The organism is Desulfurispora sp., assembly GCF_052744395.1.
The window spans coordinates 1-12,163 of sequence record NZ_JBRAJI010000003.1 but is presented as its reverse complement, the minus strand read 5'-3'; the positions used below and the strand labels follow the sequence as shown (position 1 = coordinate 12,163).

Sequence of the window (12,163 nt, the reverse complement as noted above, 5' to 3'; positions counted from 1 at the left end):
TTGCCGTCATAGTACCTTTCACCCGAAGGCATTATTTTGCTTTCGGGTGGTTTTGTTTTGGCTTCTTGCGGTAAAATATGTTAAAATGCTCAAGGATAAATGTCGCTTTGGAGTGACCGCATATGGAAGAAAGGCTGCAGAAATTCATGGCCCGCTGCGGGGTGGCTTCCCGCCGCCACTGTGAGCAATTGATCGCTGACGGGCAGGTGAAAGTCAATGGCCGGGTAGTCACCGAACCGGGCACCCGGATTAGACCGGGTAAGGACGTGGTGGTGGTCAACGGCCGCCTGCTTCGGCAACCGAAAAAAAAGGTTTACTACATGCTCTACAAGCCGCGCGGTTACCTGTCCGCCGTGGCCGATCCGGCCGGTCGCAAGCTGGTGACCGACCTGTTACCGGACGTAAAACAGCGGATCTACCCCGTGGGCCGACTGGATTACGATAGCGAAGGGCTGCTTCTCCTGACCAATGACGGGGCGCTGACCCGGGCGCTCACCCACCCGTCCAGCAAGGTTTCCAAGACTTACCGGGTCAGGGTGCAGGGCATACCGTCCTGGCGGTCTCTGGAACAGCTGGCCCAGGGCATTGAGCTGGCGGACGGTCTGACCGCACCGGCCACAGTCGGACTGATTGACGTTTTAAACGGCAACGCCCTGCTGGAAATCACCATACACGAAGGGCGCAACCGCCAGGTGCGGCGCATGTGCGAGGCCATCGGCCACCCGGTGCTGCGCCTGAAGCGAATCCGTTTTGGCCCCTTGAATCTGGGCAAGATGAAGGCCGGGGAGTTCCGGGAGTTGAAGAATCACGAAATTAGAGCATTGCTGGCTGCTGCGCGCTTATTATAGCAGGAAATGGTACTGCCAGAGCGAAATATGTACGGGTAACAGAAGTTAATTCTGCAGTGCATCGCGCTAAGTGCTTGGCGGCAGACAAATATCACGCTGCAGATTTTACGGAGGTGTAACTATTGTCCGATTACCAGGCTGTCGAAGGGCCGGCCAGCAGCAAGATTCGCGCCCGTATCCGGCTGGACTTTAAAGGAACTGCCCGGTCCCGCCGGATTTTCGGCGGCAAGTCCATTGAAAAGGCGGCTGAAGAAGCCCGGGAATACAATGTGGCCATGTTTCGCAATATTCCCATTCAAGGGCTGACCATCAACGATATCGATCTGGGCATGGAAGTGTATACGGTTTTTGATGATGTGAGTAATGCCGAGTGTGCCTACGCACCGGTCGTACTGGACGTATCGGCCGACAGTGTGGAGGAACTGCTCAAGCTGGTGACCCGGGAAGATTTTCGCAAAATCGAGATCCTGTCACCACCACAGTTAATGGTTTCCCGTTATGAACTGGAACGGCTTTTTTTCCGGCTATCGGAGGAAATGCGCCATTATCGAAATTACCTGGAACGCAAGTATAACTTGCGTTGAAATATACCGGCGGGAGGTTGTGAGTGTGGCCTTACAGGGCAGTAGAAAAGTGGCCCGGGTGGCGCTGGAGATGGCTCTGAGCGAGGATCGGGAACAGGAGAAGCAACTCAAAGCCATGTTTGCCCGGGAAGGGATCAAAACGGCTGCGGTGGATTACGGCGGGGATTTTGCTGCCTCCATTGCTAGAATCGTGGAGAGGGCGGTGGTGGCGGCCAAGCGGGAAGGGGTAATCCGCGATGTGCACGCCGAGGAGGGAGCGGTTGCCGGAGCAGCGCGTGAAGCCTTGAGCCAGGTACTGACCAAAGCCTTCGGCCTGAATGTGGGGGGTAAAATTGGCATCGCCCGGCAAAACGATCATGTTATTGTGGCCGTGTTTTTCGGTGTGGGCCTGTTACACCTGGACGAAGTGGCCGTTGGCCTGGGGCACCGGGCTGTTTCCTCCTGACAAAAAAGTTTGCTTCCCCGGAACAAATATGTAGTTAAAGGCGTCATTTAAAATAGCATATATGGTGGTAAAGGTTAGTTGCCACCAACCGGGGAGTGACAGGACCAAATGTGGCGCAGAAAACTCATCGGCCTGATGGGAGGTTTCTTCCTCCTTTCCGCCTGTTTCTGGCAGCCGGTGCCCGTCCGGGCGGACTGGGAAACCACCACCGCACGACACCAGACGGAAACTGGCGCGCCGGCTTTCTATTACCAGCAGGAAAAATACCAACCGCTCTGGCCAGTGGACAACCGGGATAAAGACAATCCCCTGATGGCTCTGCCCGATCTGGCCAGTCTGCTGGGTGTGGATTACCGCTTTTACAACGGCAGCAAGCAAATTGTTCTGGAGTGGCACGGCACCTGTTTAACCATGCAAATTAATTCCCGTCAGGCGGCGTATGACGGGAAGTCGGTCGCACTGGCCAGCGCTCCTGCTGATCAGAACGGCACCTTCTACGTACCCCTGGTGGATGTGGTACGCATCCTGGGCGGACAGGTTGCGGCAACGGCAGATGGCTTCACCATAAGCTTACTGCCCGGCGAAGCTGTGCATACAGATGGTCCTCCGGTAGAAGAACCGGTCCGGTTGCTTCCCGCTGCGGCCAGGCTGTACCAGCCAGTTTCGCTCATGCCTACCGACTATGAGCCCCGGGAGATCCAGCAGGGTGACCTGGACGGCGACGGACAACCGGAAGCGGTGCTCAGCTACCGCACCGGAGACGGCAATTACGGTGTGATCATTGCTCGCCGGGCGGACCAAAAGTGGCAGAAAATCTGGCAACAGGAAAACACCTTCCCGCTGGATACGGTGCGGCTGGTCAATCTAACCGGACAGGGCAACAATTTGCTGATCGGACGTACCATCGGCGTTTCCGCCGGGGCGGTGTTGCAGGTTTACAGTATGCAGGATGATCGGCTGGAACTGATCGGCAGTAACTTCTATCACCGGCTGGATACGGGCGACTTTAACGGTGATGGCCGTTCAGAACTGGCTACCTGGCAAAAAGACACCGGGCCCACTTTTATGGTCGAAGTCTGGAGCTGGGATGGCCGGCGTTTTGTACCACAGACTGACTGCCGGGATTATTTTGCCGACCAGGTGGTAGGCTATTACCGCAAGTTGCTCAAGACGCTGCCGGAAGCCCGCTATGTTCATTACTACCTGGCCGATGCCTACATCCGGGCCGGCCAGGAGGAAAGAGCACTGGAGGCCATTGATGGCGCCTTCCAGTTGCCCTACGGCTACCCCGGTAACGAACAGTTTTACATTCTGCGCGGCCACGCCCTGATGGCGGCCGGTGATTATGCCCGGGCCGTCAGCGCCTACCAGGCAGCGGAAAACCTGGTGCCAGAGATACTGCCGGCCGAAGCCCATTACCGGCTGGCCCTGTGCTACAAATATCTGGGGGAACTGAACAGGGCCAGAGAGGAGATGTACGCGGCCATTCGACAGGGCAACAGCTGGCCCGGTTTTAACCAGGCCTGGCAGCAACTGGCGGAGTGGAATAATCTGACCCAATAAATTAATTGACAGATGAACAGAAGTAGGTTATCATTTTAACAAGGTGTGAATTTTCTAATTTGTGCAATGTTGAAAACTGCATAGAGTACGAGCTGAGCTGAGACGAGTGGAGATGAGATTGCCGGCAAATGCCAGGAGTGGCAGGCCATTCCCCGTACCGGATTGAGCCGGTCGGGAGCTTGTTATGTAGAAAAAACCGGCACTCACAGGTGCCGGTTTTTTATTATTATTGGAGGGAACATATGTACTATAACGATTTAACCCACTATTTATCCAGTGCCGGGCGCTATCACTTCATTCCATTGCTCCAGGTAATTCCCCAACCCGCCATCAGCCCCCGCCAGGTGCTGTCGGCCCTGACCGGAACCGGGGAAATATGCCTGCTGGAGACTGTCCAACCCGGTCCGGATAGCTATTCCATCATCGCTGCATATCCCCTGCTCCAGTTGCGCGTATTGCCAGATGGAGTGGCCTGGCGGGAGCAGAGCAGCCCTCAGGAGTACCGGGCGGCAGGCAACCCCTGGACCATCCTGGAAGAGCTGAAACAGCGCTATCCGGTGGCTCCCCTGGACCTGCCGGTACCCTTCTACTGCGGTTTGCTGGGCTGGTGGGGCTATGAAATGGTCGCCCACCTGGAACCGGTGCCGGTACAGCCGGCCCATCCAGCGGAGGAACAGGGACGCTTCATCATGCCCGGTCTGGTCATTATTTTTGCCCATACGTCAAAGCAGCTCTACATTGTGGTCAACACGGTGACCCGGCCCGGTGCCCGGGAGGCCTATCAGCAGGGAATGCGGCGACTGGCAGAGGCATGCTCCCTGCTGAGCGGTGGCCTGCCGGACGTTTCAGGGGCAGGTGGGACAAAACACCTTCTCCGGCCAGTACCGGCTGCACCGCACAGCCCACCGCGGGAGCAGCTGATCCAGATGGTTCAAGCTGCGCGCCGCTACATTGCTGCCGGAGATATCTACCAGGTGGTGCTGTCCCAGCAGCAGGAATACTGCCCTGCAGCACCACCGCTCCAGGTATACGAACGGCTTTGCCGAATCAACCCCTCTCCCTACATGTACTACCTGGCCCTGGGTGACCAGACGATCACCGGAGCTTCACCCGAAATGCTGGTCAGGGTAAGAGGGAAAGACATCACCACCTGCCCCATTGCCGGCACCCGCCCGCGGGGAACCAGGCCCGGGGAGGATCAACGGCTGGCCCGGGAACTGCTTCATGATCCCAAGGAAAGGGCAGAGCATTTAATGCTGGTGGATCTGGGGCGGAACGATCTGGGCCGGGTGGCCTGTCCCGGCTCGGTGCAGGTGGAAAAATTTATGGAACTGGAACTGTACTCCCATGTCATCCATCTGGTCTCACGACTTAAGGCCAGATTGTTGCCCGGCGTATCCCCCCTGGCCGTGCTGCAGGCCTGTTTCCCGGCCGGAACCGTGACCGGTGCGCCCAAGGTGCGGGCCATGCAGATCATCGCGCAGCTGGAACCGCTCCCCCGGGGTGTTTATGCCGGCGCGGTGGGCTACTGGCAGTGGGCGACACCGGAAAACCTGGACACGGCCATTGCCATCCGCACCGCGGTTTTCAGCCGGGACCGGGTGATTGTACGGGCGGGAGCGGGAGTGGTCTATGATTCCCGTCCCGCTGCAGAGTACCGGGAAATCCAGAATAAACTGGGGGCCCTGCTGACCTGTCTGGGGGAGGAAGCAAACTGTGGTGCTGGTGATCGATAATTACGACTCTTTCACTTATAATCTGGTGCACTGTTTTTACCAGGCGGGAGTGGAAAGAGTAGCGGTATACCGCCGCGATGCACTGCCCGCCGACTGGCTGGAGCAGTTGCGGCCACGGGCTCTGGTGATCTCACCAGGCCCCGGCCACCCGGCCGGGGCGCCAGAAACGCTGGCGGCGCTGCGCATCGCCCTGAATAAAATCCCCATTCTGGGTGTCTGTCTGGGCCACCGATGATCGGTCACCTGCTTGGCGGAAAGGTAGTGCGGGCGGCCCGCCCGGTGCACGGCCAGACCTCAGCGGTTTTCCACGATGGCCGGGGGATATTCGCCGGACTGCCCCGGGTGGTCAGTGTGGTGCGCTACCATTCGCTGCTCATCGAACCATCCAGCCTGCCGGCAGCGCTGGAGGTTACCGCGGTCACCGGACGGGGTGAAATTATGGGCATTCGTCACCGCCATTATCCGGTGGAGGGGGTGCAGTTTCACCCCGAGTCGGTACTCACAAAATGCGGCAGGCAACTGATCCACAATTTTGTGCAGGCTTATCTCAGGTAGAATCTAAGGAGGGGATAACTTGCCGGAACTGATTGGCCAGCTGGTAGAAGGGCGAAATTTAGACCTGGAACAGGCCGAACAGCTGATGACAGGGCTGATGAGCGGCCAGTTCACCCCGGCCCAGGTGGGTGCCCTGCTGGTGGCCCTGCGCTGGAAGGGAGAAACCGTGGAGGAGATTGTAGGTTTTGCCCGGGCCATGCGCCGCCGGGCCATTGCCATAGCGCACAATTATGAGGTCCTGGTGGACACCTGTGGCACCGGCGGGGATGGAGCCGGAACCATGAATGTTTCCACGGCCGCCGCTCTGGTGGTAGCCGGGGCCGGCATTGCGGTGGCCAAACACGGCAACCGCTCGGTGAGCAGCCAATGCGGCTCAGCCGATGTGTTGGAGTACCTGGGAGTGGATCTGGAGCTTTCGGCGGAGCAGCTGGCGGCCTGCTTGCGCGAAGTGGGCCTGGTCTTTCTTTACGCTCCCCGGCTGCATCCGGCCATGGCCCACGTCAGCCAGCCACGGCGGGAGATTGGCGTGCGCACCGTATTTAATATTCTGGGACCGCTGTGCAACCCGGCCGGAGCCAATTGCCAGGTAATCGGTGTATATAGCGAAACCTTGCTGGAAAAAATGGCCCGGGCAGTCCAGCTGCTGGGTACCAGGCGCACTTTCCTGGTTTATGGCCAGGGCCAGCCGCGCGGTCTGGACGAAGTCTCGGTCTGTCACCCCACACTGGTTTACGAGGTCACACCCGACAGGCTGAACAGTTTTGTACTGCAGCCCCGTGAACTGGGCCTGGCCGCCCCATCCCTGGAAGGCCTGCGCTGCCACAGTGTGGAACAGTCCGCAGCCATGCTGCTGGATGTGCTGCAGGGCCGGCCCGGAGTGCACCGCCAGGCTGTTCTGCTCAACGCCGCTCTGGGCATACTGGTGGCCGGGGCAGCCGGGGACTACCGGGCAGCCCTGGAGCTGGCAGCGCACAGTATTGACAGCGGCCGGGCCCTGGAAAAGCTGCACAGTCTGGTGCAGTTCTGTCGGAGGGGCAAAAACGAAACTTGTGGGGGGGGAGACAATGCTGCCTCTGATTATTGAACGGATCAGGCAGTACCTGGCCTCTTCCCGCTACTGGCAGCAGCACCGGGAATGGCAACAGCTGTCCCGCCCGAGGCCGCCGCAATCGCTGAGCGCCGCACTGCGCCAGCCGGGGCAGGTGAGTTTGCTGGCCGAAATCAAATATGCTGCTCCGGCCCGGGGCCACCTGGGGCAAAAACGCTCCCCGGAAGAACTGGCCCGGCTGTACGAGCAGGGCGGAGCCAGGGGTATCTCGGTCCTGACCGAGGAACACTTCTTCCAGGGGGACCCGCTGTTTTTGCAGCGGGTGGCCCGGTCCAGCCATTTACCTCTCCTGCGTAAAGATTTTCTGCTGACCCCCGAACAGATTGAGGACAGCTACCACCTGGGAGCCGACGCCGTCCTGCTACTGGCCGGTGTGCTGGGTGCAGAAAGGCTGCCTTTACTCATGGCGGCCGCCGCCCGGTGGGGGATGGAAGCACTGGTGGAGGTGCACACGGCGGAAGAACTGCACCTCAGCCTGAGGGCCGGAGCAGAGTTCATCCTGATCAACAACCGCAACCTGCACAGTATGCAGGTGGATCCGACCACTGTTTTCAGGTTGCGCTCGCTCATCGTTGATCCGCTGGTTACTGTGGTCAGTGGCAGCGGCATCAGCAGCGCGGCAGATCTGGTCCGGCTGGGGCAGGTAACGGTACACGCGGCGCTGGTGGGCACGGCGCTCATGACAGCTGGGAATCCGGCCGGCTTTTTGAGCGATCTGCTGGGTCGGGCAGGAGGTGAGTCCAATGTGGGTGAAAATCTGCGGCCTGGTCGATGAAATGGCTGTGCAGGCGGTAGCCCGGGCCGGGGCCAGTGCCGCCGGGTTTGTGTTCGCCCCATCCCGGCGCCGGGTTACTTTACCGCAAGCCCTGGCCCTGGCGGCATTACTGCCGCCCGGCATTAGCAAAGTTGGCGTATTTGTCAATCAGCCCCTGCCTTTCATCCGGGCGGTGGCCCGAACGGTGGGACTGGACCTGGTGCAACTGCACGGGCAGGAGCCGCCGGAATTCTGCCGGCGGATAGGACTGCCGGTGATCAAGGCGTTCTCTCTTACCACGCCCCATTTTCCGGCCGCAGATATTGAACGTTATGTGCAGGCCGGAGCACGCATTCTACTGGACAGTGGCAGCGGGGGAAGCGGCCGGACCTTTGCCTGGGATATGATCCCGGCCGGCTTTTCCCATCCCTTCATTCTGGCTGGTGGGCTAACGGCACAAAATGTCTGTTCCGCCATCCTGGGCACTGGCGCCAGCGGAGTGGATGTGAGCAGCGGCGTGGAAAGCCGGGGCCGCAAGGACGCGAAGAAAATTGCGGAATTTATAAGGAGGGCTCGGAATTGTTTATAAATCAGCTACCCGATCAGCGGGGTTATTACGGCGCATACGGAGGAATGTTTGTCCCGGAAACCCTGGTTGCCGCCCTTACCGAACTGGCCACGGCCTTTGATCAAGCCTGGCTGGATGCCGGCTTTCAGCGGGAGCTGACCCATTATCTGCAAACATATGTGGGACGACCTTCCCTGCTGTACTATGCCGCCCGGCTGAGCGAACATCTGGGAGGAGCCAGCATCTACTTGAAGCGGGAAGATCTCAACCACACCGGCGCCCATAAAATTAACAATACCATTGGTCAGGCACTGCTGGCCCGGCGCATGGACAAAAAGAGAATCATCGCCGAAACCGGCGCCGGGCAACACGGTGTAGCCGCCGCTACGGCTGCCGCCCTTTTCGGTCTCCATTGCGTGGTTTATATGGGCCAGATCGATGTAGAGCGTCAGCAGCTCAACGTTTTCCGCATGCAACTGCTGGGTGCTGAGGTTCGACCGGTAAAAAGCGGCAGCTGTACGCTCAAGGATGCCATGAATGAAGCCATGCGTGATTGGGTAACCAATGTAGAAAACACCTTTTATATTGTTGGCTCCACGGCCGGACCCCATCCCTACCCATTGATTGTGCGCCGGCTGCAAAGCATCATTGGGCAGGAGGCCCGCCGGCAAATGCTGGAGCAGTGCGGCCGCCTGCCCGATGCGGTGGTGGCCTGTGTGGGGGGAGGCAGTAACGCCCTGGGCATATTTCATGCATTTTTGGATGATCCGGTACAACTGTATGGAGTGGAAGCGGCTGGCAGTGGCCTGGACAGCGCCCGGCACGCCGCCTCCTTGCAGCGGGGCCGCCCGGGAGTACTGCACGGCTCTTACAGCTACCTCCTGCAGGATGAGGACGGCCAGGTGCAGGAAGCCCATTCTATTGCCGCCGGACTGGATTACCCCGGAGTGGGGCCGGAGCACAGTTATTTAAAAGAGTGCGGCCGGGTGCAATATTTTGCCGTTACCGATCAACAGGCATTGGAGGCTTTGCGGTTGCTTTGCCGTACCGAAGGGATCATTCCAGCTCTGGAGAGCGCTCATGCTCTGGCGGCAGCCTGCCGGATGGCCCGGCAGATGGACCGCCGGCAGGCCATCCTGGTCAACCTCTCCGGGCGGGGCGATAAAGATGTAAACACAGTGGCCCGCCACTGCGGGGAGGTGTTATAATGAATCAAAAATTTCGCGTATTGCTGGAAGACCTGCAAAAAGGCAGGCGCAAAGGCTTTTTCCCCTTCCTGATGGCCGGTTACCCCAACCTGTATGCTACTGTTGAACTAGCCGGCATTCTGGCAGACGCTGGCGCCGACCTGCTGGAAATTGGTCTGCCCTTTTCCGATCCGATGGCTGACGGGCCTCTGCTGCAGGCAGCTGCCCGGCAGGCGCTGCAGCAGGGAACCAGAACAGCGGACGTGCTGCGGGTGGTGGATAAAATCGCCTCTCGCACCAACCTGCCGGTGCTGCTCATGAGCTACTACAACCCGGTGCTGCAGTACGGTCTGGAAGGGTTGGCCCGGGATGTCGGAGCCGCCGGAGCCAGTGGCCTGATTGTGCCCGACCTACCACCGGAGGAAGCCGCTCCGCTCAAAGAGCAGCTGCAAGGGCGGGGACTGGAGTTGATACACTTTCTGGCCCCCACCACCCCGCCGGAACGGTTGGAGTGTATTGTTAAGCAGAGTACCGGTTTTCTGTACTGCCTTTCTGTTAATGGAGTTACCGGCCTGAGGCAGGAAATTGATACAATAATGCCGAAAATTATTACTGCGGTGCGGCGGATTTCACCTATCCCGCTGGCCATCGGATTTGGCATCTCCTCACCCGACCAGGCTGCCAGCCTGACCCGTTCCTTTGAGGCGGTAATCGTGGGCAGCGCTCTGGCCAGAGTGATTGCTGACTGCGAGCAAAAGGCCGCGCCAGCAGCGCCGGCAATTTATCGGCTGGCCTGCCAGATGCGCCGGGCTATACAAGTGTGACACACGAGGGGGTAGTAGATTGGCTTCCTGCAAACTGGTCGCCCGCCGGCCGGGCCAGACCGATATGATCATTCAGGTTGCCGGTTGCTCGATTGGTGGTGGAAATGTAGTGGTGATCGCCGGGCCCTGCGCTGTGGAAAGCGAAATCCAGATGCTGGAATTGGGCCGACAGATGAAGGAATGCGGCGTGCACATGCTGCGCGGCGGCGCCTATAAACCCCGTACTTCACCCTATTCCTTTCAGGGACTGGGCGAGGAAGGCCTGCAAATTCTGGCCCGTACCCGCCAGCTGACCGGTTTGCCCGTGATTTCCGAGGTTACCGATGTGCGTGAACTGGATAAAGCGTATCAATATATAGATGTAATCCAAATAGGCAGCCGCAATATGCAGAATTTCGCTCTGCTCAGCGAAGTGGGCCGCCAGGACAAGCCCGTACTGCTCAAACGAGGCCTGGCGGCCACCCTGGAGGAATGGCTGTGGGCCGCCGAGTATATCGCTGCGGCCGGCAACCGGCAGATTATCCTCTGTGAGCGAGGTATCCGCAGTTTCGAGACCTACACCCGCAACACTTTCGACGTAAGCGCCATACCGGCCTTGAAAGAGCTCACCTGTCTGCCCGTAGTGGCCGATCCCAGCCACGGCACGGGACGCGCCTCCCTGGTGGGGCCAGTGGCCAGGGCCGCTCTGGCGGCAGGTGCCGACGGCCTGATGATTGAGGTACATCCCCATCCCGCACAGGCTCTGTCAGACGGGTTTCAATCGCTCACACCGCAGGAAATGCAGCGCCTGATGGAAGAACTGCGTCTAATTGCTGCGGCGGTGGGCAAAAACCTGCCTTAATCGCCACCGGGACCGTACCGGTTAAACCTGTTGCACGGTTTTGCCCGGCGTGATATGATGAATTAAGCAGTCTGGTAGTATGGTCAGTATGGCAGGACGGCAGGGGGAAAATATGACCTCCCGTTCAACACCCCTGACAGGGGTGTTTGTGTTTTTCCCGGGCCGGAAATAAACTGTTTGTAGAATGGAGGACTGGTAGTATTCTTTTCCAGCAATGTGCCATTATAGGTCTGGGACTGATTGGCGGCTCATTGGGAATGGCTCTGCGCCGGCAGGGTCTGGTGGGTACTGTGGCGGGCTATGATCAGGACCCCGTAACCTGCCAGATCGCCAAAGACAAGGGCGCAGTAGATGAGATTTTGTCCGGACTGCCGGGTATAGCTACTGCCGACCTGGTGCTGCTCTGCACTCCAGTCAGCACTACCCTGGCTATGCTGCCCGGAGTAGCCCGCTATGCTGCACCCCGTACTCTCATTATTGATACTGCCAGCACCAAGACCGATATTGTGCAGCAGGCGGCCCGTTACTTTCCACCCGGCGACGATAGAACATTTATCGGCGGTCATCCGCTGGCCGGTTCCGAGAAAAACGGTATCAATGCCGCCCGGCCCGATTTATTCCAACAGGCAGTCTTTGCCCTGGTACCACCCGGAGGGGGATCAAGTGTCCCGGCTCCTCTGCTCCAGCTGCTGGAAGCCCTCAGCTGTCGGCCGTTGTTGCTGGAAGCTGCGGAGCACGACCGGGCGGTAGCCCTGATCAGCCACCTGCCACACCTTGTGGCCTCCTGCCTGGCCGGTACAGCACGGGCCGGCGGAGAACAGGAGCTGCTGCACAGCCTGGCTGCCGGCGGCTGGCGCGACACCACACGAGTGGCCCGGGGCCGGTGCGACCTGTGGGTGGATATCCTGCTGAGCAACGCGGATTATCTGCTGCCTGCCATAGACCTGTTGCAGCAACATCTGACCAGGCTCAAGGAAATGTTGGATCAAAGAAAGAAAGAATCGCTGCAGGTTTATCTGGACGAAGCCAGGCAATTCCTGATGGAATACGACACAAAGACCATTGAGCCTGCGACCGGGTTATCAAGATAATATTTATCCTGAATCCGTGAAATAAATTTTTAAAAACCATTGATATTCTGCGATATTTA

At 58.9% G+C, this 12,163-nt stretch carries 14 protein-coding genes; all 14 read left to right on the top strand.

What is annotated here, in order from left to right:
- The first annotated feature begins 122 nt into the window (after positions 1-122).
- The 14 genes from ACUVTU_RS01360 to ACUVTU_RS01295 all read left to right on the top strand — a co-directional run bounded on the left by ACUVTU_RS01360 (position 123) and on the right by ACUVTU_RS01295 (position 12,104).
- Positions 123-848, top strand: a complete 726-nt coding sequence (locus ACUVTU_RS01360; RefSeq protein ID WP_445888164.1) for a pseudouridine synthase — start codon at positions 123-125, stop codon at positions 846-848.
- 122 nt (positions 849-970) lie between these two features.
- Positions 971-1,432: a hypothetical protein gene (locus ACUVTU_RS01355; protein ID WP_445888163.1), complete on the top strand. Its 462-nt coding sequence runs from the start codon at positions 971-973 to the stop codon at positions 1,430-1,432.
- 25 nt (positions 1,433-1,457) lie between these two features.
- Entirely contained in the window at positions 1,458-1,877 is a 420-nt protein-coding gene (locus ACUVTU_RS01350; protein ID WP_445888162.1) for a HutP family protein, read from the top strand.
- Positions 1,878-1,985: 108 nt separating this feature from the next.
- Complete coding sequence (locus ACUVTU_RS01345) at positions 1,986-3,440, top strand: tetratricopeptide repeat protein (protein ID WP_445888161.1); 1,455 nt, start codon at positions 1,986-1,988, stop codon at positions 3,438-3,440.
- A gap of 242 nt (positions 3,441-3,682) precedes the next feature.
- A complete protein-coding gene (locus tag ACUVTU_RS01340) occupies positions 3,683-5,176 on the top strand; it encodes an anthranilate synthase component I family protein (RefSeq protein ID WP_445888160.1) in 1,494 nt (497 codons plus the stop codon).
- Complete coding sequence (locus ACUVTU_RS01335) at positions 5,157-5,411, top strand: glutamine amidotransferase-related protein (RefSeq protein WP_445888159.1); 255 nt, start codon at positions 5,157-5,159, stop codon at positions 5,409-5,411. The genes ACUVTU_RS01340 and ACUVTU_RS01335 overlap by 20 nt, the downstream gene beginning before the upstream one ends.
- The gene (locus ACUVTU_RS01330) at positions 5,408-5,731 is read left to right on the top strand and encodes an anthranilate synthase component II (protein WP_445888158.1); all 324 of its coding nucleotides are present in this window, start codon (positions 5,408-5,410) and stop codon (positions 5,729-5,731) included. Before ACUVTU_RS01335 ends, ACUVTU_RS01330 begins: the two co-directional genes overlap by 4 nt.
- A 19-nt stretch (positions 5,732-5,750) precedes the next feature.
- Positions 5,751-6,815: an anthranilate phosphoribosyltransferase gene (gene trpD, locus ACUVTU_RS01325; protein WP_445888157.1), complete on the top strand. Its 1,065-nt coding sequence runs from the start codon at positions 5,751-5,753 to the stop codon at positions 6,813-6,815.
- A complete protein-coding gene (locus ACUVTU_RS01320) occupies positions 6,796-7,614 on the top strand; it encodes an indole-3-glycerol-phosphate synthase (RefSeq protein ID WP_445888156.1) in 819 nt (272 codons plus the stop codon). Before trpD ends, ACUVTU_RS01320 begins: the two co-directional genes overlap by 20 nt.
- Entirely contained in the window at positions 7,583-8,182 is a 600-nt protein-coding gene (locus ACUVTU_RS01315; protein ID WP_445888155.1) for a phosphoribosylanthranilate isomerase, read from the top strand. The genes ACUVTU_RS01320 and ACUVTU_RS01315 overlap by 32 nt, the downstream gene beginning before the upstream one ends.
- Positions 8,179-9,369: a tryptophan synthase subunit beta gene (trpB, locus tag ACUVTU_RS01310; protein WP_445888239.1), complete on the top strand. Its 1,191-nt coding sequence runs from the start codon at positions 8,179-8,181 to the stop codon at positions 9,367-9,369. Before ACUVTU_RS01315 ends, trpB begins: the two co-directional genes overlap by 4 nt.
- A complete protein-coding gene (gene trpA, locus ACUVTU_RS01305) occupies positions 9,369-10,172 on the top strand; it encodes a tryptophan synthase subunit alpha (protein ID WP_445888154.1) in 804 nt (267 codons plus the stop codon). The genes trpB and trpA overlap by 1 nt, the downstream gene beginning before the upstream one ends.
- A 19-nt stretch (positions 10,173-10,191) precedes the next feature.
- The gene (gene aroF, locus ACUVTU_RS01300; RefSeq protein WP_445888153.1) at positions 10,192-11,013 is read left to right on the top strand and encodes a 3-deoxy-7-phosphoheptulonate synthase; all 822 of its coding nucleotides are present in this window, start codon (positions 10,192-10,194) and stop codon (positions 11,011-11,013) included.
- Positions 11,014-11,270: 257 nt separating this feature from the next.
- Positions 11,271-12,104, top strand: a complete 834-nt coding sequence (locus tag ACUVTU_RS01295) for a prephenate dehydrogenase (protein ID WP_445888152.1) — start codon at positions 11,271-11,273, stop codon at positions 12,102-12,104.
- Positions 12,105-12,163: the final 59 nt, after the last annotated feature.